Annotated in this window: 21 protein-coding genes and 1 pseudogene; 11 read left to right on the top strand and 11 right to left on the bottom strand. The window is 68.1% G+C overall.

The annotated features are described in order from the left end of the window. Nucleotides 1-80 precede the first annotated feature (80 nt). The 5 genes from ABEA33_RS14860 to ABEA33_RS14840 all read right to left on the bottom strand — a co-directional run bounded on the left by ABEA33_RS14860 (nt 81) and on the right by ABEA33_RS14840 (nt 4951). Complete coding sequence (locus ABEA33_RS14860) at nt 81-1574, bottom strand: nicotinate phosphoribosyltransferase (protein WP_345527591.1); 1494 nt, start codon at nt 1572-1574, stop codon at nt 81-83. Nucleotides 1575-1696: 122 nt separating this feature from the next. Continuing rightward, nucleotides 1697-2398, bottom strand: a complete 702-nt coding sequence (locus tag ABEA33_RS14855) for an NAD(P)H-dependent oxidoreductase (RefSeq protein ID WP_345527589.1) — start codon at nt 2396-2398, stop codon at nt 1697-1699. 28 nt (nt 2399-2426) lie between these two features. Further along, nucleotides 2427-2957, bottom strand: a complete 531-nt coding sequence (locus tag ABEA33_RS14850; protein ID WP_345527587.1) for a GNAT family N-acetyltransferase — start codon at nt 2955-2957, stop codon at nt 2427-2429. A 67-nt stretch (nt 2958-3024) separates the two neighbouring features. Continuing rightward, entirely contained in the window at nt 3025-3996 is a 972-nt protein-coding gene (locus ABEA33_RS14845; RefSeq protein ID WP_345527585.1) for a ribose-phosphate diphosphokinase, read from the bottom strand. A 40-nt stretch (nt 3997-4036) separates the two neighbouring features. Continuing rightward, the gene (locus tag ABEA33_RS14840) at nt 4037-4951 is read right to left on the bottom strand and encodes a pseudouridine-5'-phosphate glycosidase (protein ID WP_345527584.1); all 915 of its coding nucleotides are present in this window, start codon (nt 4949-4951) and stop codon (nt 4037-4039) included. 175 nt (nt 4952-5126) lie between these two features. Between ABEA33_RS14840 and ABEA33_RS14835 the strand changes: the two genes are divergently transcribed. The 5 genes from ABEA33_RS14835 to ABEA33_RS14815 all read left to right on the top strand — a co-directional run bounded on the left by ABEA33_RS14835 (nt 5127) and on the right by ABEA33_RS14815 (nt 9812). Further along, nucleotides 5127-6596, top strand: a complete 1470-nt coding sequence (locus ABEA33_RS14835; protein WP_345527583.1) for an aldehyde dehydrogenase family protein — start codon at nt 5127-5129, stop codon at nt 6594-6596. Between the two features lie 14 nt (nt 6597-6610). Beyond that, nucleotides 6611-7087, top strand: a complete 477-nt coding sequence (locus ABEA33_RS14830; RefSeq protein WP_345527582.1) for a hypothetical protein — start codon at nt 6611-6613, stop codon at nt 7085-7087. Beyond that, on the top strand, nt 7084-7602 hold the full coding sequence (locus tag ABEA33_RS14825; RefSeq protein WP_345527581.1) for a pyridoxamine 5'-phosphate oxidase family protein: 519 nt from the start codon (nt 7084-7086) through the stop codon (nt 7600-7602). Before ABEA33_RS14830 ends, ABEA33_RS14825 begins: the two co-directional genes overlap by 4 nt. Before the next feature lie 236 nt (nt 7603-7838). Continuing rightward, nucleotides 7839-8903, top strand: coding sequence for a LacI family DNA-binding transcriptional regulator (locus ABEA33_RS14820; RefSeq protein WP_345527580.1), 1065 nt, complete (start codon nt 7839-7841; stop codon nt 8901-8903). 342 nt (nt 8904-9245) lie between these two features. Further along, nucleotides 9246-9812, top strand: coding sequence for a hypothetical protein (locus tag ABEA33_RS14815; RefSeq protein ID WP_345528004.1), 567 nt, complete (start codon nt 9246-9248; stop codon nt 9810-9812). Between the two features lie 650 nt (nt 9813-10462). On the opposite strand, the pseudogene ABEA33_RS14810 reads toward ABEA33_RS14815, so the two are convergent. Further along, nucleotides 10463-11092 (bottom strand): annotated as a pseudogene (locus ABEA33_RS14810) (thiolase family protein); the annotation flags it as partial. 120 nt (nt 11093-11212) lie between these two features. On the opposite strand from ABEA33_RS14810, the gene ABEA33_RS14805 reads away from it, so the two are divergent. The 4 genes from ABEA33_RS14805 to ABEA33_RS14790 all read left to right on the top strand — a co-directional run bounded on the left by ABEA33_RS14805 (nt 11213) and on the right by ABEA33_RS14790 (nt 16657). After that, entirely contained in the window at nt 11213-11722 is a 510-nt protein-coding gene (locus ABEA33_RS14805; protein ID WP_345527579.1) for a MarR family winged helix-turn-helix transcriptional regulator, read from the top strand. A gap of 74 nt (nt 11723-11796) precedes the next feature. Further along, nucleotides 11797-15021, top strand: a complete 3225-nt coding sequence (icmF, locus tag ABEA33_RS14800) for a fused isobutyryl-CoA mutase/GTPase IcmF (protein WP_345527578.1) — start codon at nt 11797-11799, stop codon at nt 15019-15021. After that, nucleotides 15018-15809, top strand: coding sequence for a helical backbone metal receptor (locus ABEA33_RS14795; protein ID WP_345527577.1), 792 nt, complete (start codon nt 15018-15020; stop codon nt 15807-15809). The genes icmF and ABEA33_RS14795 overlap by 4 nt, the downstream gene beginning before the upstream one ends. Nucleotides 15810-15811: 2 nt before the next feature. Beyond that, nucleotides 15812-16657, top strand: coding sequence for a 3-hydroxybutyryl-CoA dehydrogenase (locus ABEA33_RS14790; RefSeq protein ID WP_345527576.1), 846 nt, complete (start codon nt 15812-15814; stop codon nt 16655-16657). Here the strand turns inward: ABEA33_RS14790 and ABEA33_RS27485 are convergent. The 3 genes from ABEA33_RS27485 to ABEA33_RS14775 form a co-directional block, all read right to left on the bottom strand. Continuing rightward, nucleotides 16557-16799: a hypothetical protein gene (locus ABEA33_RS27485; RefSeq protein ID WP_425577437.1), complete on the bottom strand. Its 243-nt coding sequence runs from the start codon at nt 16797-16799 to the stop codon at nt 16557-16559. The genes ABEA33_RS14790 and ABEA33_RS27485 overlap by 101 nt on opposite strands. Nucleotides 16800-17353: 554 nt before the next feature. Then, nucleotides 17354-18514: a class I SAM-dependent RNA methyltransferase gene (locus ABEA33_RS14780; protein ID WP_345527575.1), complete on the bottom strand. Its 1161-nt coding sequence runs from the start codon at nt 18512-18514 to the stop codon at nt 17354-17356. After that, nucleotides 18511-20559, bottom strand: a complete 2049-nt coding sequence (locus ABEA33_RS14775; RefSeq protein WP_345527574.1) for an APC family permease — start codon at nt 20557-20559, stop codon at nt 18511-18513. The genes ABEA33_RS14780 and ABEA33_RS14775 overlap by 4 nt, the downstream gene beginning before the upstream one ends. 79 nt (nt 20560-20638) lie before the next feature. Here ABEA33_RS14775 and ABEA33_RS14770 point away from each other — a divergent pair, with 79 nt between their 5' ends. After that, the gene (locus tag ABEA33_RS14770) at nt 20639-21301 is read left to right on the top strand and encodes a potassium channel family protein (RefSeq protein WP_345527573.1); all 663 of its coding nucleotides are present in this window, start codon (nt 20639-20641) and stop codon (nt 21299-21301) included. A 7-nt stretch (nt 21302-21308) separates the two neighbouring features. Beyond that, nucleotides 21309-21980, top strand: a complete 672-nt coding sequence (locus tag ABEA33_RS14765; protein ID WP_345527572.1) for a potassium channel family protein — start codon at nt 21309-21311, stop codon at nt 21978-21980. A gap of 94 nt (nt 21981-22074) precedes the next feature. Here ABEA33_RS14765 and ABEA33_RS14760 read toward each other — a convergent pair whose 3' ends face one another. Further along, nucleotides 22075-22806: a DUF3159 domain-containing protein gene (locus ABEA33_RS14760; protein WP_345527571.1), complete on the bottom strand. Its 732-nt coding sequence runs from the start codon at nt 22804-22806 to the stop codon at nt 22075-22077. Continuing rightward, on the bottom strand, nt 22803-23165 hold the full coding sequence (locus ABEA33_RS14755; protein ID WP_345527570.1) for an OB-fold nucleic acid binding domain-containing protein: 363 nt from the start codon (nt 23163-23165) through the stop codon (nt 22803-22805). The genes ABEA33_RS14760 and ABEA33_RS14755 overlap by 4 nt, the downstream gene beginning before the upstream one ends. Nucleotides 23166-23168: the final 3 nt, after the last annotated feature.

Raw genomic sequence — 23168 nt, 5'->3', positions numbered from 1 at the left:
AGTGTTGAGGACCGGCCCGGTGGGGCCACAGCATCCCTGCCATGACCCCACCGAGATGATCCGTTGGTGCCTCGCAGCCGTCAGCTGACGGCTACAGCCTCCGCAGCGGATGCACGACCGCTCGAGAAGTTGAGGGCACGGGACGAGCGAATGTCCGCGACCGCGTCGATGTAGTACGACTCGGGCACCTGCTCCTCGCTCTTGGCGATGACCTCGCCGAACTCCCACATCTTCAGGAGCTTGCCGTTGCGGAACACCGGCTGCAGGATGTTCTCCTCGGCACTGACCGTCTCGCGGCGGACGGTCTTGTACTCGCCGTCCACCCGGATCAGCGCGAGACGGCCGGACTTCGAGTGCTTCACCACATCGCCCGACGGCGCCTTCGACACGTCACGCCATTCGCCGTTGACGCGCACCGCGCTCACCTTCATGCCGAAGGCCATGGTGTCGCGGTTGACCTGCTGGAGCAGGCCGCCGCCCATGCCGAAGACCGCGTTGTCGAGGGCGAGGCCCCGTCGCTCCATCTCCATGAGCACCCGCGGGAAGGACTCCCGGCTGATGCCATCGCCCTGAACGACCTTGACGAACGGCGGCAGGACCTTGAAACCTTTCGAGTTCACGGTGTAGCCGAAGCACTCCATCAGCCACTCCGCCGTGTCGGAGGTCACCTGGACGGGGTCACCGGAATCGGGACGCACGCCGATGAGACCGGGGAAGTTCTCCACCAGCTCCTTGAGCTCGCCGCCGATGATGTTCTTGACAGCGTTCTCATGGTCGTAGGTGTCGGTCAGGATGATCGCGACCCCGTGGTCGCGGTAGGTCTCGATCATGTTCCGCATCGCGTCGACCTCGTTCTCGCGCCCCCACGAGGACAGCACCGCGTGCTCGGTGTTGGGACCCGAACTGGAGGTGTAGTCGGCGTTGTAGTAGCGCTTCGCCGCCAGGATGCCGGCGATCGTGTCGGTCTGGCTGAAGCAGACCAGGCTCGCCAGCCCACCGAGGCCAGCCGACTCGTGGGAGCTGACACCCCGCGCGCCGTAGTCGTGAAGAACCCGTCGAACGAGGCCCTCACTGTCTGACGTCGCCTCAGCAATGTCGGCAATCTGCTGCTTGGCGCGCCACGCAACGGTGCCGACCGTCGTCGGGTACCACACCGCTCGCTGCAGCGCCGTCTCGATGAAGGCAGGCAGCCAGTAGTACTTGGGATCGGTGTTGACGACCTGAAGCAGGACGTTGCGGATCGGGACGACCGACCCTTCGGGAACCGCCTCGATCTCGATGGGCAGGTAGCCGTCGTGATCCCGGAGCAGGCCGAGCCAGATGTCGCGATTGAAGTGCATGCCCTGCTCCCGAGCGATCGACTCGGCCTCGTTGATGTGCTCGAGCGTGATCGGGCGCATGAGGTACTCGCGGATGAAGGCCTGCAGCCCGACGAACATCCCGACCGGCATCTCTCCGCCGCGCGCCTCGATGTAGGAGGACACGTACTCGGTGCCGGGCGGGTACAGCGGGTAGTGCGAGTTCTTGTAGCTGTCGGTGTTGGTGATGATGTTGTTCGGGTCGAAAAGGGTCACGGGAGTGCCTCCGGTAGAAACGTTTTCACTTCGGTACTGAGAACTCAACCGGACTCCAGTTACGCGGATCCTGCCATTTGCGTAAATCCGACGTTACGTTGCGCCTTCGACGTACGTCTGGATCAGTCACTCGTCGACATGGACTGAGCCAGACCCAGGCCCTCATCCGCACGGGTGTGTTCACCGGGTCGCTCCCGGGCAGCGAAGTACTCGGCGCGGGCACGACGAGGCTCCCGGTCCGGGGCCGCGAATCCGGCGCCGATCTCGTGTGCCAGCACCAGTCCGGCCTCGCGCTGCTCGGTGTTGCGCTCGCTCTCCACGTCGAAGATCAGTCGCGTCTCGACGTCATCGAGACGGCAATAGCTGAAGACGCCCATGTCGAGCTGCGCCCGCATCGCTTCCCGGTAGCCGTACTTCGCGTAGCTCCGCTCGGTCGACCCAGCCACGCCCAGGATGAGGGTGGGAACGGGAAGAAGTCCCGGCTCGCTCGCCGCCCGGCGATGCGCCCACCCGCCGGTGAACACCCGCTCGACCCAACCCTTCATTAGCGCAGGCATCGACCACCAGTAGACCGGGAACACCAGGGCAAGCCGGTCGGCTGCCTCGACCCGACGTTGCATCTGGGCGACGCCGGCATCGATCGGACCGCCCCGGAAGTAGTGTTCGTGATCTGTCTGGCTGAACCGAGGGTCGAACCCCTCGGCCTGGAGGTCCAAGAGGTCGACGCTGTGCCCCAACTCGACGAACGGCTCATGGAATCGATCCATCACGGCACCGACGTAGCTGTCGCGGAAGGGGTGCGAGAACACGGTCAACAGATGCATCGGCGTGCTTTCCAGGTGTGCTGGGTCATCATGGTTGTTTCTTGACGTCTCGCTGCAGCCTGTCGGCTCCCTGGCTCGTTGGCCCGGCGGGCTGGACGAGCAGCCGGTAGCGAACGAAGTCGTCGGCGGCGACGAACTCGTCGTAGAGGCCTCGGGCCGGATTGGTGGACTGAGTGTGCCAGTACAGCCGGGAGCAGTCGCGGTCCTGCGCCACGTCAAGCAGGTCCTCGATCAAGGACCGTCCGATGCCTCGACGCCGCGCGACCGGGTCCACGAAGAGGTCCTCGAGGTAGCACGTTCCAGCCACCGACCATGTGGTCGGATGGATCACCGCAACAGCGAAGCCCACGACATGGTCGTCCAGGAGGGCCACCCGACCCACGACCCCCGAACGAGGGTCCATCATTCGCTGCCACGTCATGTCGGTGACCTGGTCGGGCAATTCGACCTCGTAGAACTCGAGGTACCCCGTCCACAGTTCACGCCAGCGACCTTCGTCCCCAGCAGCCGCCGCTCGGACCAGCGGCGCACTCGCCTCGTGCTCGGGGCGATGCTCCAAGGTGGCCGCCTCCGGGCTGCCTGCGCGACCGGCGTCCAGGCCAGGTGACACCACGACTCTCCCCCGTTCACCCGAGGCCGTTGAAGAGCGACGTGACCGATCCGTCCTCGAAGACAGCCCGGATCGCCTCTCCGAGGAGAGGAGCGATCGTCAGCGTCGTGAACTTGTCGATCTCACAGTCTGTCGCCGACGGCAGCGTGTTCGTCACGATGACCTCGACCGCTGGGCTGTTCTTGAGCCGGTCAACGGCGGGATCGGACAAGATGGCGTGGGTCGCGGCGATGACGACGGCTGCAGCACCGTCCGCCATGAGGGCCTCGGCTGCCTTGACGATCGTTCCCCCCGTGTCGATGATGTCATCGGTCAGGACGCAGGTGCGACCGCGCACGTCGCCGACCACCCGGTTGGCGACAACCTCGTTGGGTCGATCAGTGCGCCGGGTCTTATGGATGAACGCAAGTGGAGCGTCCCCCAGGCGAGCGGACCATCGCTCGGCCACCTTGATCCGGCCGGCATCCGGCGACACCACGGTCAGTCCTTCGGTGCCGTACCGCTCGCGCACATAGTCGGTGAGGACGGGCATCGCCATCAGGTGGTCCATGGGTCCGTCGAAGAAGCCCTGGAGCTGATCCGCGTGCAGATCGACGGTGATGATCCGGTCAGCGCCGGCCGCCTGGTACATCGAGGCCATCAGACGGGCCGAGATCGGCTCACGCCCCCGATGCTTCTTGTCCTGCCGGCTGTAGCCGTAGTAGGGCATCACCGCAGTGATCCGCTTGGCGCTGGCCCTCTTCAGCGCATCGATCATGATGAGCTGTTCCATGACCCACTTGTTGACCGGCGCGGCGTGGCTCTGGAATACGAAGGCATCGCAGCCCCGCACCGACTCCTCGAACCGGACGTAGAGCTCCGAGTTGGCGAACTCGTAGGCCGACGTAGGCACCAGTTGGGTGCCCAGGTGCTTGGCCACCTCCTCAGCGAGCGCCGGGTACCCCCGACCGCTGAAGATCATCAGGTTCTTCTCTGTCGTCTTCTTCATCAGCGTGGCGCCCTGCTCCTGGGTCGGTTTCCGTCGTGCTTCACTGCTGCTGGCCCTCCACCGCTGCATAGGCGACGGCGATCTCGCCGGCCAGTTCTGCGGTGTCCAGGATCAGCTGCTTGGTTGCGTTCTTCGTGCGGCCGCCGCTCAGGCGATGTACCTCGCCGAGGACGTGCGCGGTGATGCCGGGCCCGGTCACACCCTCGATCTCCGCGCGATCGAGCGCGCCGGCTATCAGCTCCTGCACGTCCGTCAGGTCCTCGCGAGGGGGCCGACCGAGCAGGATGCCTCCGTGTCGTTGCAGCGTGTTCCAGTGGTGCCAGGCCACCTGCGCGACCTCTGCGGCCGTCTCCAGCCGAGCGGAGACTTCCGGTCCACCGACTCCGCTGAAGTACAGCGGGAGAGAGTCCGTGCGCCACCCGAGCATCGGCACCGAGAGCGTCTCCAGCACTTCGGCCGTGGCCCGCACGTCGAGGAAGGACTTGACGCCGCCCGTCACCACGAGAAGCCGGCTCGACGCCAACTCACCGATGTCGGCGGAGATGTCGAGACGCTCGCTGTAACCGCGATGCACCCCGCCGAGTCCACTGGCCGCTGCGAAGCGAATGCCTGCGAGCCGCGCGACGGCCAGCGTCGCCCCGATGGTGGTGGCTCCGTAGGTGCGCCGGACCAGGCACGATGAGACGTCTCGGGCACCGATCTTCTCCACGCTGGGACCCATGTCTGCGAACTCAGCCTCCTCGGCTTCGCTCAGGCCGATGCGCACCTGCCCGGCGGCGACGGCGATCGTCGCCGGAACAGCGCCCTGCTTGCGCACCAGGTCCTGCGACAGCCTGACCAGATCGAGGCCGGCCTCACCGGGGAAAGCAGGAAAGACCGCTGACTCCAGGGCCACGACCGGCCGACCGTCCGCGAGCGCCTCGCAGACCGCGTCACTGACTCGCAGTGTTGACATGAATGTCCTCATTTCGACGACGGCTGAGGCGAGTATAATCCTTTCTACACTCCCGTCAACGACCAGCCATGCGTGATTTGCGCGATGTTACGAGCGTATTGCGAAGGGATGTTCAAGTAGTACATGATACGTTTCTACCGCGCCCCAACAAACTGCACGAATTGGAGTAACGACCATGTCCATCGACACCGCCAGCCTCGCCCTGCCACGCGTGGTGACTGAGCACGCACGCCAGTTTTTCATCGACGGACGGTGGACCGAGCCGTCCTCTTCCGCGACCCTTGATGTCATCAACCCTGCGACCGAGACCCCGGTCGCGGCGATCTCGCTCGGCACTGCCGCTGACGTCGACGCGGCGGTTGCCGCTGCGAAGCGTGCCTTCGACACCTTCTCCCAGACCAGCGTCGAGGAGCGGATCGCGCTCCTCGAGAGGGTCGTCGCGGCCTATGAGGACCGCATGGACGAGATCGCCATGGCCGTCATGCTGGAGATGGGCGCGCCCATCTCCGTCGCCCGCCAGCGACAGGCGCCAGCGGGCCTCGGTCACTTCAAGACGACCCTGGCAGCGCTGAAGGCGTTCTCCTTCGAGCAGACCATGGGGACGACCACCTTGCGCCATGAGCCCATCGGCGTCGCCGGCCTCATCACTCCCTGGAACTGGCCCCTCAACCAGAGCGCGCTCAAGATCGCGCCGGCCCTGGCCGTGGGTTGCACCATCGTCTTGAAGCCCTCCGAGGTCGCTCCGCTCAGTTCCATCGTCCTCGCCTCCATCCTCGAGGATGCAGGCGTCCCGGCCGGAGTCTTCAACCTGGTCCAGGGAGACGGCCCGACGGTTGGCGCGGCACTGTCCGAGCACCCCGACATCGACATCATCTCGTTCACCGGATCCAACCGGGCCGGCGCGGATGTCGCACGTCGCGCGGCCGACACCTTCAAGCGCGTCTCCCAGGAGATGGGCGGCAAGTCCGCCAACATCGTCCTGGACGACGCCGACCTCGAGACCGTGCTCATGCGCGACGTGGCGAAGATGTACGTCAACTCCGGCCAGTCGTGCAACGCGGGTACTCGCATCCTCGTCCCCCGGGACCGTATGGACGAGGCAGCGGCCATCGCCGCGCGCTACGTCGACCAGCTGGTCGTCGGGCCGCCCGCCGACGAGGCGACCAACGTCGGCCCGCTCGTGTCGGAGATCCAGTTCGACCGGGTGCAGGAGCTCATCGAGTCCGGCATCGCAGCAGGTGCCACCCTGGTCACGGGCGGCACCGGCCGGCCTGAGGGCCTGTCGACAGGCTTCTACGTTCGCCCGACGGTGTTCGCCGACGCCAGCAACGACATGCGGATCGCACGTGAGGAGATCTTCGGGCCTGTGCTCACGATCATCGGCTATGACGACGAGGCGGAGGCGGTCGAGATCGCCAACGACAGCGACTACGGCCTGGCTGGCATGGTCTCCTCGGCAGACCACGATCGCGCCCGTCAGGTCGCACGTCGCATGCGGACGGGCATGGTCCACATCAACGGCGCCTCCGCGAACCCGGCTGCACCCTTCGGGGGGTATAAGAAGTCGGGCAACGGACGCGAGGGTGGCGAGCACGGGATGCGTGAGTTCCTCGAGGTCAAGTCGCTCTTCGGCGACCTCAGCTGAGGGCGACGATGTCCGTGAGCGACGGCGACGACGACCACCTCGTGCCCAACTCGCGGCGCTATCCACGAGTCATCGCACCGACCGAGATCGAGCAGTTGCCGACGCTGGAGTACAGCCCTGGGATCGTGACGACCATCTTCATCACGCGCGAGCGGGATGACGCGCGCTACTTCCGACAGGGATTCTGCACGATCGAGATCGAGGCGGAGCCGTACGAATGGCACGGGACGAACTTCGACGAGTCCCAGTTCTGCCTCGAGGGACTCATTCGCGTCGAAGCGCGCGACACGGAGGGGACGTCGGTGACCCTCGAGGCCGGCCCCGGGGAGCACATGCTCCTGCCGGCCGGGTACCACTACCGCTGGGTGCCGACGGGACTCCACACCACCATGCTGTGGACGAGCGGACCGTCAGCACCGCGGGGTCTCAGTGCCCGCGCCTACGGGGATCAGCTGATGGCTGCCCGGCGCGGCGTCGGGGGTGGGCAGTGAGTTTCGACGACATTCGCAGGCCGGTCTTCTCGCCGGACAAGCAATGGGCCTACCTCGCTCGGGCGCGGACCATCCGGGTCGCATCGCTGGGCGAGAACAGCCGGATCCGTCTGCTGCCGAACTGGTTCGTCGTCCACGAGCGCCGACTGGTGCTCGTGGTCGAAGAGCCGGAGCAGGCAGACGACCTCCTGTCCGGTCGTGCCTTCTCTGCTGTGGTCGATGACGGCGAGGACTACCGCTCGCTCCACGGCCTGGCGATCGAGGGTCGGGCGCGCGTCCTCGAGGACCCCGACCTGCTGGAGTGGGTGCCGCAGGCGCTGTTCGACAAGTACTTCCACGTCGGGCACCCGCACGCCGAGTCCTACTTCGAGTTCGGTGCATGGGTGGGCCGGCGCTACCTCGAGATCTCGCCCGAGCGGATGGAAGGCTGGGATCTGCGGGAGGAGACACATCCCCAGAATCGAGAGCGCCGGAGTTTTCCTCACCCGTTGAGCGACCGGATCTACCAGCAGTAACGCCGGTCTCGGGCGTTCGCCCGCGCAAGCCGAAGGTCCGGGCCCGGGTCGTTGTTGAGAACCAGCGACGACCCGGGCACCGCGGCAATTCCGTCAGCGATGTGGCGCCAGACCAACAAGCCGAGTTCGTCCCCCGCTATGCCCTCCACCACACATGCGCCCTAGACTCCCCACTCGGTCGATGGAAGCAGAGGGGCCTGTCGTCGCCAAAGAGTCCTCGATCCACACCTCGAACGATGACCAAGTACAAGGGGCGTCTGGAAATGTCAGAGCAGCGTCGACCCACGATGAAGGACGTCGCGCGACACGCCAACGTCTCGCTCAGCACGGTGAGCTACGTCCTCAACGACAGCGGTCCTGTTGGCCACGCCAGACGTTCACGTGTGCTCGACGCGGTCCGCGTTCTCGGCTACACACCCAACGAATCCGCTCGTCGACTTCGTACCAAGCGCGCTGCGACGGTTGGCCTGATGCTGCCGGACCTGCGCAACCAGTTCTTCGCCCTGATCGCGGAGGGCGTGGAAGCGGCTGCTGCGAATCAGGAAACTCTGGTGGTGCTCTGCGCGCCGGAGGCGGTCGGCAAGACGCCTGAGCACTACGTCCGGCTCCTTCGGAGCCAGTCCCTCGACGGCCTGGTCTACCTCCCCAGCGGCGACGGGATGACCTTGAACACCGCCCTGGCGCTGGCGGAGGCTGGGCCGGTGGTGATGGTCGACGAACTGATTCGCGGTTTCGACGTGCCCAGTGTGGTGGCTGACAGCCGGGGCGGTGCGCGGCAGATCGCCGAGCACGTGTTCTCCCACGGACATCGTCGAGTCGCGATCGTCGAGGGCCCGGAATCACTCTGGACCTCCGAACAGCGCCTCTCCGGATACCGGGAGGCGATGGCGAGGTTCGGCATCGCACCGAGCGAGGCCCTGTACTTCACCGGCGACCACCAGGAGGAGTCCGGGATCCGAGCGGCTGCCGAGCTGCTGAAGTTGCCGGAGTCGGAGCGGCCGACGGCATTCATCTGCGTCAACGACCTCATGGCTCTCGGGATCTACCGCTACTGCCGCGACGCCGGACTACGGATTCCGGCGGACATCAGTGTGGTCGGATTCGACGACATCTCCGCAGCCAGCCTGGTAGCGCCGGCTCTGTCCACCGTGCGCCAGCCCGCGCGAGAGATGGGGTACATGGCGGCCGAGCAGCTCTTCCACATCATCGACCAGAGTGACGGACCAGAGGAGCAGCGCATGGTCACGCTTCCGACCGAGGTCGTCCTGCGCGAGTCCGTTGCACCACCACCGGGCGGCTGACCTCCGAGAAGAGCGCGCCCTCAGACCTGCCTCGGCTCGAGGGTGAGGCTGATCGAGTTGATGTAGTAACGGTCGCCGGTGTCGACTACTTCTGAGGCAAACGACCCCAAGGCGCTCATCGAGGTCTCCCTCGGTTTCGCCGGGCATGGAGCAACCTGAGCCCCATCGCAGTGTTCGCGTTCAGCCTGCGGAGGCCACGCCCTGGCGCCGAAACCACCGTGCCAGCGCCCGTCCCAACCTTAGCGGGAAGCTGAGGACTGCCATCCAGGCGAACTTCATGGCGTTCCAGAAGAAGAGGAACACGAGCACGTTGAGCCAGCCGAGGCTAGGGCGGGCGGCTCCTTGGATGGCCAGCGCCGTCACTTCTTCGCCAGCACCGCTCTGCACGAGGGCGAGCGGCAGGGACGCACGCGCGCCTGGGCCGAGCACACTGCCTGGGGTGCCGTCGCGATCCTGTCGAGCCGCGACGCCGACTGGCTCGGAACAACGCAAGCCTCACGGCTGCGTTCGGCTCTGCGTGAGATCGACGATGTCGACGACCTGCTCACCCGGATGCGAGACCGCGCCCAGGTCCATACCTTCGAGGCGCACCGCGCCGCACTCCCCCGCCTTCGCGAGCTGATCACCTCAACCAACCTCCGGCTGCTGGGAATCACCGACGCCGTCGACGACAGCGTGGACGGTTATCTCGCCGAAGCCGACCTCGACGGCGTGGTCCGCACGCTCGGCCTACGAACCGCCACCGACGGGACTGCCGTGCTGCGCACAACCGGATTTGAGATCGACACTGTCCGGGACCTCGTGGCCACCTCGACCGTCGCGGCCTTGGAGGCCGCCACCAGCACCGATCCGCGGCTGCGGGGCGCCGGCCGCCGAACGCTGGGCGAGCTGCTGGAGGCGTACCGATGACTGCCGAGCGCCCGACCATCGACGCCACGTCTGCGCCTGGCGGGTGGCCGGCGCCGCGGCCCAGCTCCACGCGATCCATCACGGGCTCGGGATCGTGCGGCCGACAAACGACGTCGACATCGTGCTGCACGTCGAGACCCAACGGGGCGTGCCGAACAAGGTGGCCGCCGCCCTGGAAGCACTCGGCTACCGGTTCCAGCCCAGCATCGACGACCGCAACCACACCGCGCACCGCTTCGTCCGCGGCACCTCCACGGTCGATCTGGTCGCCGGCGCCCGGCGACGAGGACCAGGTCGATGTCCTGATCGCCAACCACCCGGCACCGCGAGTGATCGAGAAGCTGCGCGGCCACGAGATGATCCGCATCGAGGGCGGCACCCAAGCCCTGCGCCGCACGGTGAACGCCCGACTGGAGATCACACCGGGCACGATCGGGGCGCTGATCCTCAAGGCCGCCGCCTACACCACCGACTCCCGCGATCGCGAGCGCCAGCTCTTCGACGCCGCCGCCCTGCTCGCCTGCATCGACGACCCGTTCGCCGAGCGCGCCGAGTTCACCGGCTCGGACCGGCGCCGCATCGCCAGACGACGCCGCGGCGCCGTCGTTGATGCCCGATGCGTTGCCCGCGGTCACGGTCCCTCCCTTGGCGAACGCGGGTCGCAGCCCGGCGAGCGTCTCCACCGTCGTCTCCGGTTTGGGGTGCTGGTCCTCGGTCACTGTGAACGGCTTGCGGCCGCCGACCTCGACGGGGACGATCTCCTCCGCAAACGCTGCCCGGGCCCCGGGGGTGGCGGCGCGACGCTGGGACTCGGCCGCGAACTCGTCCTGCTCGGCACGCGAGACGCCGTACTTGGTCGCGACGTTCTCGGCGGTGACCCCCATGTGGATGTCGTTGACGGGATCGGTCAGCATCATCACGGTGCCGTCGGCCATGGCCCGGTCGCCGAGCTTGTACCCGTTGCGGGCACCGAGGTCGTAGAACGGCATCCGGGTCATCGACTCGTCGCCGCCGGCGAGGGTCAGGTCGAGCCCGTTCCAGCGCATCTCCATCACGGCCGACCAGATGGCCTGGAGCCCGGACCCGCACAGGCGGTTGACCGTGTACGCCGGTACCGCCTGCGGCAGACCGGCCGCAACGGCGACCCGGCGGGCATTGTAGGCATCGGCCCCCACCTGGCCGATGCAGCCCATCACGACCTCTTCGATGCCCGCCGCGGAGACGCTGGAGCGGTGCAGCGCGTCTCGTGCGGCGACCGCGCCGAGCTCGTGGCCCGGCACGTCCTTGAATACTCCCCGAAGCTGCCCACCGGGGTCCGCGCCCCGTCCACCAGTACGATCCGCTCATCACTCATCGCTCCGATACTAGGATGTCAAAGTAACTTTCACTACCCTGTCCATATGAGCGACCGAGAGCGCGATCCGATCCGTGAAGCGCGGAGTCAGTGGGCCAAGCACGGTTGGGGCGAGACCGCCGATGGGATGGCGATGGTGACCTCGATCTTCCGCGTCCAGCAGTTGCTCATGGAGCGCATCGACGTCGTCCTGCGCCCGCTGGACCTGTCCTTCGCGAGGTACGAGGTCCTGATGCTGTTGTCCTTCTCCTCGGCCGGGGCGATGCCGATGACTCGCCTGGGCTCGCTGCTCCAGGTGCATCCCACCAGCGCGAGCAGTGCGGTCGCGCGACTGGAACGTCAGGGCTTCGTCCAGCGCTCCCGACCCGAGGCGGACCGGCGAGTCGTGCTCGCCTCGATCACCAGCCGCGGTCACGACGTCGCGCAGCTCGCCTCCGAGGGCCTCAACAGGGACGTGTTCGGCAGCCCCGGACTCGGCCAGGCCGAGACGATCGAGCTCACTGGCCTGCTGGAGCGGATGCGGGTGTCGGCCGGCGACGTGGTTACCGAGGTGTAGGACTTTCCTCATTTAGTTGGACGTCCTACTATCTAGGTTGCTAGGACGTCCAACCATCTCGATCTGAGGGTTCCATGCCTGACTTCCACACCCCCGTCCACCCGGTACGCCTCGTCACCGCCTCAAGCCTGTTCGACGGCCACGACGCCTCGATCAACATCATGCGGCGGATCTTCCAGTCCCAGGGGTGCGAGGTCGTCCACCTCGGGCACAACCGGTCGGTCCAGGAGGTCGTGGACGCGGCGCTAGAGGAGGACGCGCAGGGCGTCGCCGTCTCCTCCTACCAGGGCGGGCACATCGAGTACTTCGAGTACCTCGTGGAGTCGCTGCGGGCCGCGGGCGCGGACCACGTGAAGGTGGTCGGCGGCGGTGGTGGTGTGATCGTGCGCGACGAGATCGACCGGCTCCGCGCCTCCGGGGTCACCATCTTCTCCCCCGAGGACGGGCAGCGGATGGGCCTGGTCGGGATGATCAACTCGGTCGTCAAGGACTGCGACTTCGACCTGTGGTCGACCCGGCAGGTGGGTGCCGACCAGGTGATCAGCGGCGACCGGTTCGCCATCGCCCGCGCGATCACCGGGGCCGAGCAGGGCCAGCTGCCGGCCGAGGTGCTCGACCAGCTGCGCGCCGCGAGCAGCGGCCGCGTCACCCCGGTGCTCGGCATCACCGGCACCGGCGGCTCGGGCAAGTCGTCGCTGACCGACGAGCTGGTCCGCCGGTTCCGGGTCGACCAGCAGGACAAGCTCCGGGTCGCCGTCATCGCGGTGGACCCGACCCGCCGCAAGGGCGGAGGTGCGCTCCTCGGTGACCGGATCCGGATGAACTCCCTCGACGGGGACCGGGTCTTCTTCCGCAGCCTCGCTACCCGCGGTGCCCACGAGCTGCCCGAGCACCTCTCCGACGTGATCGACGTCGTCAAGGCCGCCGGGTTCGACCTCGTGATCGTCGAGACTCCCGGTATCGGCCAGGGGGACGCGGCGATCGTGCCCTTCGTCGACACCTCGATGTACGTGATGACGCCCGAGTTCGGGGCGGCTTCGCAGCTGGAGAAGATCGACATGCTCGACTTCGCCGACGTGGTCGCGATCAACAAGTTCGAGCGCCGCGGCGCCAAGGACGCGCTGCGCGATGTGGGCCGTCAGCTGGTCCGCAATCAAGGGGCGTTCGGCAAGCAGCCCACCGACATGCCAGTCTTCGGCACCTCGGCAGCCACCTTCAACGACGACGGCGTCACCGCCCTCTACCAGCACCTGCGTGAGCTGCTGACCGGCGCCGGGCTCGCGACGACCGAGGGCACGCTCTCCGAGGTCGACGTCCGCCACTCCTCGGGCATCCGTCAGGTCGTGCCCACCGACCGAGCCCGCTACCTCGCGGAGATCACCGAGACCGTCCGCGGCTACCGCGCCCGGACCGAGGAGCTGGCCGAGGCCGCCCGCCGGGTGCAGCGGGTCGAGGCGGTCGCCGAGGAGCTCGCCGACGGCGACCTGGGCGATGTGCCCGCGCTGCTGGAGAAGTCGCGCAAGGCGCTGCCCCCCGAGGTCTCCGACCAGCTCGCGGCGTGGCCCGCGGTCGTGGCGTCCTACTCCGGCGACCAGCAGGTCGTGCACGTCCGCGACAAGGAGCTGGTCACCACGCTGACCCGTGAGTCGCTCTCCGGCAACAAGATCCCCCGCGTGTCGCTGCCCCGCTTCACCGACCACGGCGAGCTGGTCCGCTTCTGGCGCCGCGAGAACCTGCCGGGCTTCTTCCCGTTCACCGCGGGCGTCTTTCCGTTCAAGCGTGACGGCGAGGACCCGGCCCGGATGTTCGCCGGCGAGGGCGACCCGTTCCGCACCAACCGGCGCTTCAAGCTCCTCTCGGCCGACGGCGACGCCAAGCGGCTCTCCACCGCGTTCGATTCCGTGACCCTCTACGGCCGCGACCCCGACCTCCGCCCCGACGTCTACGGCAAGGTCGGCACCTCCGGCGTCTCGGTCGCGACCCTGGACGACATGAATGCCCTCTACGACGGGTTCGACCTGGTCTCCCCCACCACCAGCGTGTCGATGACCATCAACGGCCCTGCCCCCACCGTGCTGGCGTTCTTCCTCAACACCGTCATCGACCAGCAGGTCGAGAAGTTCCGTGCCGAGCACGACCGGGACCCCAACGCGAACGAGCACGCCGAGCTCACGGCGTACGCCCTGGCCAACGTCCGCGGCACGGTGCAGGCCGACATCCTCAAGGAGGACCAGGGCCAGAACACCTGCCTGTTCTCCACCGAGTTCTCGCTGAGGATGATGGCCGACATCCAGGAGTGGTTCATCGCCCAGAAGGTCCGCAACTTCTACTCGGTCTCGATCTCGGGCTACCACATCGCCGAGGCCGGGGCGAACCCGATCAGCCAGCTCGCGTTCACCCTCGCCAACGGGTTCACCTACGTCGAGGCCTACCTCGCCCGCGGCATGGACATCGACGACTTCGCCCCCAACCTGTCGTTCTTCTTCTCCAACGGCATGGACCCGGAGTACTCCGTGATCGGTCGCGTCGCCCGACGCATCTGGGCCGTCGCGATGAAGGAGAAGTACGGCGCCGCCGAGCGCTCGCAGAAGCTGAAGTACCACGTCCAGACGTCCGGCCGCTCCCTGCACGCGCAGGAGATGGACTTCAACGACATCCGCACCACCCTGCAGGCGCTGATCGCGATCTACGACAACGCCAACTCGCTGCACACCAACGCCTACGACGAGGCCGTCACGACGCCCGGCGAGGAGTCCGTCCGTCGGGCCCTCGCCATCCAGATGATCATCAACCGCGAGTGGGGGCTGGCGATGAACGAGAACCCGCTCCAGGGCTCGTTCATCATCGATGAGCTCACCGACCTCGTCGAGGAGGCCGTGCTCGCCGAGTTCGACGCGATCAACGAGCGCGGCGGCGTGCTCGGTGCGATGGAGACCGGCTACCAGCGCGGCCGGATCCAGGACGAGTCGATGCTCTACGAGCACCGCAAGCACGACGGGTCGCTCCCGATCATCGGCGTCAACACCTTCCGCAAGCCAGACTCCGAGGGCGGTACCCCCGCCAAGGTCGAGCTCGCCCGGGCGACCGAGACCGAGAAGCAGGGCCAGCTCGACCGGGTCCACGCCTTCCAGGAGAGCCACACCGCCGAGGCGGCCGAGGCGATCGCCCGCCTCAAAGAGGCCGCCGTGTCGGGCGAGAACGTGTTCGCCGTCCTCATGGACGCCGCACGGGTGTGCTCGCTCGGCCAGGTCACCGAGGCCTTCTTCGAGGTCGGTGGCCAGTACCGTCGCAACGTGTGAGTCCGGTGCCGCCGTCCGATGACCTCGGCACACGGCTGAGCCGCACGGGTCCGGTGCGGCGTGTCGTGTCGCTGGTCCCATCCCTGACCGAGGCGCTGGCCACCGCACGAAGAGACGCCATCGTCGGGGCCACCGAGTGGTGCACCCACCCACCCGGGCTCGACGTCGCCAGGGTCCGGGGAACCAAGAACCCCGATGTCTCCAAGATCGAGCTGCTCGCACCTGACCTCGTCCTCGCCAACAAGGAGGAGAACCGCGAGCTCGACGTCCGACGTCTCCGCAACGCCGGGATCGACGTGTGGGTCACCGACATCGCGGCGGTTCCGCAGGGGATCCGCTCGCTCGAGCGGGTCTTCGACGAGGCTCTCCTGTGGCCCCGCCCGGCCTGGCTCGCCCAGGCGCGCGACCTGTGGTGCGGGCCCCGGCCACCCGTGCGGCAGCAGGTGGTCATCCCCATCTGGCGCGACCCGTGGATGGTGGTCGGCGGAGCGACCTTCACCAGCGACCTCGCCAGACGAGCCGGAATGCAGAACACATTCGCGGATCGTCCTGAGCGATATCCCCACGTCGACCTCGCCACCATCGACGCAGCAGGCGCCGACGTCGTGCTCCTCCCCGACGAGCCGTACGTCTTCACCGCGGGCGACGGACCCGAGGCCTTCTCGACCACCCCGACCCGGCTCGTGAGCGGTCGCCTCCTGACCTGGTACGGGCCGTCGATGATCGAAGCCCACCGAGTCTTCGCGGGCGTCGCTCCGGACCCGACCACCACCGACAGGAAGAGATGAAGATGAAGAAGCTGGCAGTTGTTGGTGGCGGCCTGATGGGGTCGGGCATCGCCGAGGTCAGCGCCCGAGCCGGGCACGACGTGATCGTGATCGAGTCCAACGAGGACGCCGGCAAGGCCGCGCTCGGCCGCCTGGAGAAGTCGCTGCAGCGCGCCGAGGCGAAGGCCAAGATCGACTCCGCCTCCGCCGTACTCGCCCGCATCCGGGTCGAGACCGACCTGGGTGCCGTCGCGGACCGTGACGTCGTGGTCGAGGCGATCGTCGAGGACGAGGCGGCCAAGGTCGCGCTGTTCAAGCAGCTCGACCAGATCGTGGAGGCGCCGGACGCGATCCTCGCGTCCAACACCTCCTCGATCCCGATCATGAAGCTCGGCGTGGTCACCTCCCGCCCGACCCAGGTGATCGGCATCCACTTCTTCAACCCGGTGCCGGTACTGCAGCTGGTCGAGCTGGTGCCGTCGCTGCTGACCTCGACCGACACCACCGAGCGGTCCCGGGCCTGGGTCGAGGGCTCGCTGGGCAAGCAGGCGATCGACTGCCAGGACCGGGCGGGCTTCGTGGTCAACGCGCTGCTGATCCCGTTCATCCTCTCGGCGATCCGGATGTTCGAGTCCGGCTTCGCCTCCGCCGAGGACATCGACCGCGGCCTGGTGCTCGGTGCCGCCCACCCGCAGGGCCCGCTCGCCCTGGCCGACCTGATCGGCCTGGACACCACCAAGGCCGTCGCCGAGTCGCTGTACGACGAGTTCAAGGAGCCGCTGTACGCCGCCCCGCCGCTCCTGCAGCGGATGGTCGACGCCGGCCTGCTCGGCCGCAAGACCGGGCGCGGGTTCCACACGTACTCCTGATCCAGTGCACTCGGTCCTCTGGCCTGGCCACGCGCGCGTCGCCCATCGCGAATCCGCTGCTCCGTTCCGCAGCCTTTGCGGCCATTGCCACGGCCAGCTCCGCGTGGCGCAAGAACGACGAGTAGACGCCGGCGTAACCCAGGGTCAGCGATCAACCGCTCGTGACCCTGGGCGACGCCGAGGCGGCCGCCCGCGTGACACACCAGGTGTCGGTGTTCTTGGAGGTGGAGGGCGCGGCACTACCTGTCGGCCTACGCAGGCAACCTTGACATCATGACCAGCGCCGCGCTGCGGGTTGCTGAGAGGCTCGCGGACCGCCGCGCCGTCGACACCGCCGTCGCCGCGGGTCTTCTTGCAGGACGTCACGCTCCGCGATGGCATGCACGCCGTGCGTCATCGCATTGGAGTCGACTGCGGGCCCGAGTCGTTGCCCTGGCAGGGTGACGACCAGGCGTCAGCCTGCCCGAAACAACACCCCACAGGCCACGCGAATCGGGGCCCGGGAGCGAGTTGAGCACGCTCGTGACCGAGCCCTGGCTCACCGACGGCACCCATCAGTGCACCCAGCCCGAATGGCCAGTTGATCAGCGCTTCCCTAGCACCCGCCAGATCCACCAGCGCAAGATCCTTGCTCGCTCGCGCAAAGTGAGCCATAAGGCGGGTCTACGGGGGTCGGCCGTGCGAGTGCGAATCGCATCAGCGCAGGTCAGAGTCGGATTTCGCCAGCAGCGCGACGCATTCGACGTGGTGCGTCATCGGGAAGAGGTCGAAGCCTCGCAGCTCACGCAGCTCGTAGCCGTGCTCGGCGAAGATCGCGAGGTCGCGGGCCAGCGCGGCCGGGTCGCAGGCGACGTACGCGATGGCACGCGGCGCCCGGTCCACGACCTGCTCGACGACGGGACGACGGGCGCCCTCGCGCGGCGGATCGAGCACGACCAGGTCGAAGCGCTCGTCGAACTCAGTGGCGAGCACGTCTTCGACGGAGCCCGCCTGGGCCTTGATGCCGGGGCAGTTGCGCACCGAGAGGTCGGAGGCGGTGCGGTCGCCCTCGACGGCGACGACGCGACCGCGCTCCCCCACGGCGTCGAGCAGGAACCGGCTGAACAGGCCGACGCCGGCGTACAGGTCGAGGGCCTTCTCCCCCGGCTGCGGCGCGAGCATCCCGAGCACGCTGTCGACGAGGATCCGTGGGGCGCCGGGGTGCACCTGCCAGAACCCGTCGGCCGCGACCTCGAACTCGTGCGGGGCGACCGTCTCGACGACGATCCCGGGCGCGGGCTCGCGGGCGTCCACCCGGGCGATCAGGCAGTCGTCGACCAGCACGACCTCCCGCGAGCGGTGCTTGCGCATCCCGAGACCGGCCGGCGTGTGGACGTACTGCTGACGGGTGCGCCAGCGCAGGCCGTCCGTGTCGCCGGGGACCGCCTCGACCTCGCCGTCCCAGGTGAGGCCGGCCAGGCGCGATAGCTGCTCGCGTACGACGGCCGTCTTGAGCGCACGCTGCGCCGGCAGCGCCACGTGCTGGAAGTCGCAGCCGCCGCACAGGCCCGGCCCGGCGTACGGGCAGGGCGGGGTCACCCGGTCCGGCGACGGCTCCAACACCTCGAGCGCATCACCGCGCCAGAACCGGTCGCCGTCGGTGCCCTCGGTGATCTCCAGGATGACCCGCTCGCCGGGGGTCGCGTGCCGCACGAAGACCACGCGCGCGTCCGGCGGATCCAGGCGTACGACGCAGTGCCCGCCGTGCGCGACCGGCCCCACGACGGCCTCGAAGCGCTCACCGACGCGCGACGCGCCCTTGGGCTGCTTGGGCCGCGGGCGCCGGCCCGGGCGCCTGCGGGGACGCTGCGGGCTCATTTCGGGATCTGACGGTCGTTCTCGCGCCGCGTCGGGACGTTGCCCAGGCGCAGCTCGGAGGGCCGCACCCATACGCCCTCGCGCTCCTCGCGCTCGCGGGCCAGCTCGGAGGAGCGCAGCTGGTAGGGCACCGAGGTGACCATGACGCCGGGGGCGAAAAGCAGCCTGCCCTTGAGCCGCAGCGCGGTCTGGTTGTGCAGGAGCTGCTCCCACCAGCGGCCGACGACGTACTCCGGGATGTAGACCGACACCACACCGCGCGGGTTGGCCTTCCTGATCTCCAGGGCGTAGTCGACGATCGGTCGCACCAGCTCGCGGTACGGCGAGTGCAGCACCTTGAGGGGGACGTCGATGTTGCGCTCGTCCCACTCCTCGAGGAGCCGGTTGGTCGCGTCGGCGTCGACGGACACGTAGACGCCCTCGAGGACGTTGGGGCGGGTCGCCTTCGCGAAGGCGAGCGCGCGGAGCGTGGGCTTGTGCAGCTTGGACACGAGGACGATGGCGTGCACCCGGGTGGGCAGCACCTTGTCCTCCTCGTCGGCCGCGAGCTCCTCGTTGACGCTGTCGTAGTGGCGGCGGATCGCCCGCATCAAGATGTAGAAGACGACCATCGCCAGGATCGTGATCCAGGCACCTGCGAAGAACTTGGTGATCAGCACGATCACCAGGACGACGGCCGTGAAGGTCAACCCGACCGCGTTGATCACCCGTGAGCGGTACATCCGGCGGCGTACGGCGGGATCGCGCTCGTCCTTCAGGTGCCGGGTCCAGTGCCGGATCATGCCGAGCTGGCTGAGGTTGAACGAGACGAAGACGCCGACGATGTAGAGCTGGATCAGCCGGGTCGGCTCCGCGTTGAACACCTGGATCAGGATGATCGCCATCACGGCCAGGAAGAGGATGCCATTGCTGTAGGCGAGCCGGTCGCCGCGCGAGGCCAGCGCGCGCGGGGCGTAGCCGTCCTTGGCCAGGATGGAGCCGAGCACCGGGAAGCCGTTGAAGGCGGTGTTGGCCGCCAGCACCAGGATCACGCCGGTGACGATGACGACGAAGTAGAAGCCGAGCGAGAAGTCGTGGAAGATCGCCTGCGCGATCTGGGCGATCGCCGTGTGCTGGTCATAGTTGTCCGGCAGCGGCTCCCCGTTGCGGGTCAGCCGGTCGACGTCTTCGGGGTCGACCAGCTGCAGCCCCATCTGCTTCGCCAGGACGATGACGCTGAGCATCATCGTGATCGCGATCGCACCGAGGAGCAGCAGCGTGCTCGCGGCGTTCTTGCTCTTGGGACGGCGGAAGGCCGGCACGCCGTTGGAGATCGCCTCGACACCGGTCAGCGCCGCACAGCCCGACGAGAAGGCCCGGGCCAGCAGGAAGATCAGGGCGAACGTCGTCATCGAGTCGCCGTACCCCGGCTCCGCCGCCATCTCGAGGTCGGCGCTCGCGACGTCCGGCAGGGTGCCGGCGGCGAGCTCGAAGAGCCCGTAGGCGCACATCCCCAGGATCGCGACCATGAAGGCGTACGTCGGGATCGCGAAGAACGTGCCGGACTCCCGGATGCCGCGCAGGTTGAGCGCGGCCAGGAGGATCACGAGCGCTGTCGCGAACGTCGCCTCGTGCTCGTTGAGCGGACCGATCGCCGACGCGGCGTACTGCGCCCCCGACGAGATCGAGACCGCGACCGTCAGCACGTAGTCGACGAGCAGCGCGCTCCCGACGACGGTGCCGGCCTTGGAACCGAGGTTGACCGTGGCGACCTCGTAGTCGCCCCCGCCGCTGGGGTAGGCGTGCACGGTCTGGCGGTACGACGCGACGACCGCCGCCATGACCACGGCGACCGCGATGCCGATCTTCCAGGACCAGACGTACGCCGACGCGCCCGCCAGCGACAGCATGATGAAGACCTCGTCCGGGGCGTAGGCCACAGACGAGAGGGCGTCGCTGGCGAAGACGGGCAAAGCGATGCGCTTGGGCAGCAGGGTCTCGCCCAGCTGCGAGCTGCGCAGCTTGCGGCCGAGCAGCACGCGCTTCGACACGTCGCCGATACTCACGAGCCGAAAGGTTAGACCCACGGTGGGACGCGCGGTGCATCCGCGCCGAACGGAGCAACTACCTAGTAGCGTCTGCCCCGTGCATGTCGTGATCATGGGTTGCGGGCGGGTCGGCTCCACGCTGGCCCGCAGCCTCGAGGACCGCAACCACACCGTGTCGATCATCGACGCCGACCCGGACGCGTTCCGCCGCGTCGGCCCGGGGTTCAACGGCGACAAGATCACCGGCCAGGGATTCGACCAGGAGGTCCTGGAGAAGGCCGGCATCCGTCGGGCCGACGCCTTCGCGGCCGTGTCCAGCGGTGACAACTCCAACATCATCGCCGCGCGGGTGGCGCGCGAGACCTTCGGAATCCAGCAGGTCGTCGCCCGCATCTACGACCCGGGCCGCGCCGAGGTCTACCAGCGGCTCGGCATCACCACGGTCGCGACGGTCAAGTGGACCGCCGACCAGGTGCTGCGCCGGCTGCTGCCCGCCGGCGCCGAGCCGGACTTCCGCGATCCGTCGGGCACCATCCGGGTCGATCAGATCCCGGCGCCGGAGTCGTGGATCGGCCACCGCACGGTCGACTTCCAGATGCAGTCGAAGAGCCGGATCGCCTGGATCGACCGGCTCGGCGAGGGCATGCTGCCCAGCCGCGACAGCGTGATCCAGGAGGGCGACATCCTCCACGTCGCCATGCGCGAGGAGCACGCAGCCGGGGCCTACCAGGTCATCGACGCCGGCCCGGACGAGAGCTGAGGACGCCATGCGAGTCGCCATCGCCGGAGCCGGAGCTGTCGGGCGCTCCATCGCCCGCGAACTGATCCACAACGGCCACCAGGTCCTGCTGATCGACAAGAACCCCGACTCGATCAAGCCCGAGCGTGTCCCCGACGCCGAGTGGCTGCTCGCCGACTCGTGCGAGCTGTCCTCGCTCGAGGAGGCCCGTCTGGATCGCTGCGACGTCGTCATCGCCGCGACCGGCGACGACAAGGTCAACCTCGTGACATCGCTGCTCGCCAAGACCGAGTTCGGTGTGCCGCGCACGGTCGGCCGGGTCAACCACCCCAACAACGAGTGGCTCTTCACCGAGGCCTGGGGCGTCGACGTCAACGTCTCGACCCCCCGGATCATGTCGGCGCTGGTCGAGGAGGCGGTGACCGTCGGCGACCTGGTGCGGCTCTTCACCTTCCGCCAGGGCAACGCCAACCTCGTCGAGATGACACTGCCCGCGGACTCGCCGTACGTCGGGAAGCCCGCCGGACTCATCCCGTTCCCGGAGAACTGCGCGCTGGTCACGATCCTGCGCGACGGCCAGGTCTACGTGCCCAACGACGAGCAGCCGATCGAGGCCGGCGACGAGCTGCTGTTCGTGGTGCCGGCGGACGTCGAGGAGAACCTCGAGCGGATGCTCGCCCCCGCCGCCCACGGCGGTTAGGGAGACGCGCCAGCGGATCCGCTGATGGTGATCGAGCAAGCCGCGCGACCGAGGAACGAGGTCGCGACCGGCGTGTCGAGATCCGGTGACGTACCTACGAACTTTGAGTCGCAGACTCGATCGGGGTGTGATTGCGCGAGAGCAACCACACCATCGCCGCGAGCGCGGCCAGCTGCAGCGGCCACCCCATCGCGATCTTGAGGACGCCGAGGGCGGCGACGGCGGAGTCGGCGTCGATCGACCCGGACTTGCCGGCCAGCCAGATCGGCGTCTGCACGACGACCCGCACCAGGCACGGGATCGTGAGCAGCCAGGTCAGGCGGGAGCACAGCCGCACGACCTGCTTGTCCGCGTGCCAGGCCGTCGGGTCGCCGGTTACGCTGCCGACCATGAAGCCGACCAACGGCCAGCCGATCAGGCAGGTCGCGGCGAGCACGACGGAGTAGCCGGCGTTGTAGATGATGCCGGGCAGGAAGTAGGCGAGCGCCTGGTCGTCCGCGCTGCCTCCTCGACCCGCGGAGATCGACACGAAGAGCCAGCCGATCCCGATGCCGAAGATCGCGTTCAGGACGAACTGCACCGTGGAGCGCTGCACCAGCCGGACCGCGAGCAGCACGACTGCCGCGCCCAGGCTGATGCTCAGGGCGAGGGTCAGCTCGCGGGTCGCCAGCCACAGGACGGTGAAGACGATCGTCGGGACGGCGGCCTCGATCATGCCCCGACGGCCACCGAGCGCCTTCGCCATCTGGGCCCGGACGACCGCCTCGACAGTCTCGACCTCGACCTCGACGTCGGTCTCGGTCTCGGCTTCGGGCTGCTCCGTCATGGGATCAGCTCGTAGCGCGGGTTGTAGAGGATCCGCTCCCCGTCGTGGGACCCGATCCGCCCCTCCACGGACATGGAGCGACCCGGTGAGATGCCGGTGATCCGACGACGCCCGAGCCAGACGATGGTGATCGAGCCGGTGCCGTCGGAGAGCTCCGCCTCGAGGGCGGGTACGCCGCCGCGCGGGCGGAGCGTCACGGTCCGCAGGGTGCCGCGCAGCCGCACCCGCTCGCGGTCCGGTGCGGCACCGATCTGCTCGCAGCCGTCCTCGGCGTGCGTGCGCCGCAGGTCGCGCTCGTCCTGGTCGGTGGAGTCCGCCCACCGGCTGATCGTGCGGCGCAGCCTGGTCTTCTCGCCCATCGG

The organism is Nocardioides endophyticus, from assembly GCF_039543845.1.
GTDB classification, from domain to species: Bacteria; Actinomycetota; Actinomycetes; order Propionibacteriales; family Nocardioidaceae; genus Nocardioides; species Nocardioides endophyticus.
This window is presented reverse-complemented; position numbering and strand designations above follow the sequence as displayed.

Excerpts from the sequence above, each read along its gene's own strand:
- ABEA33_RS14760 (WP_345527571.1), bottom strand. The coding sequence starts at position 22,806 with ATGACGGAGCAGCCCGAAGCCGAGACCGAGACCGACGTCGAGGTCGAG.
- ABEA33_RS14840 (WP_345527584.1), bottom strand. The coding sequence starts at position 4,951 with ATGTCAACACTGCGAGTCAGTGACGCGGTCTGCGAGGCGCTCGCGGAC.
- ABEA33_RS14765 (WP_345527572.1), top strand. The coding sequence starts at position 21,309 with ATGCGAGTCGCCATCGCCGGAGCCGGAGCTGTCGGGCGCTCCATCGCC.
- ABEA33_RS14755 (WP_345527570.1), bottom strand. The coding sequence starts at position 23,165 with ATGGGCGAGAAGACCAGGCTGCGCCGCACGATCAGCCGGTGGGCGGAC.
- ABEA33_RS14780 (WP_345527575.1), bottom strand. The coding sequence starts at position 18,514 with ATGAGCCCGCAGCGTCCCCGCAGGCGCCCGGGCCGGCGCCCGCGGCCC.
- ABEA33_RS14845 (WP_345527585.1), bottom strand. The coding sequence starts at position 3,996 with ATGAAGAAGACGACAGAGAAGAACCTGATGATCTTCAGCGGTCGGGGG.
- ABEA33_RS14820 (WP_345527580.1), top strand. The coding sequence starts at position 7,839 with ATGACCAAGTACAAGGGGCGTCTGGAAATGTCAGAGCAGCGTCGACCC.
- ABEA33_RS14855 (WP_345527589.1), bottom strand. The coding sequence starts at position 2,398 with ATGCATCTGTTGACCGTGTTCTCGCACCCCTTCCGCGACAGCTACGTC.
- ABEA33_RS14790 (WP_345527576.1), top strand. The coding sequence starts at position 15,812 with ATGAAGAAGCTGGCAGTTGTTGGTGGCGGCCTGATGGGGTCGGGCATC.
- ABEA33_RS14835 (WP_345527583.1), top strand. The coding sequence starts at position 5,127 with ATGTCCATCGACACCGCCAGCCTCGCCCTGCCACGCGTGGTGACTGAG.
- icmF (WP_345527578.1), top strand. The coding sequence starts at position 11,797 with ATGCCTGACTTCCACACCCCCGTCCACCCGGTACGCCTCGTCACCGCC.
- ABEA33_RS14805 (WP_345527579.1), top strand. The coding sequence starts at position 11,213 with ATGAGCGACCGAGAGCGCGATCCGATCCGTGAAGCGCGGAGTCAGTGG.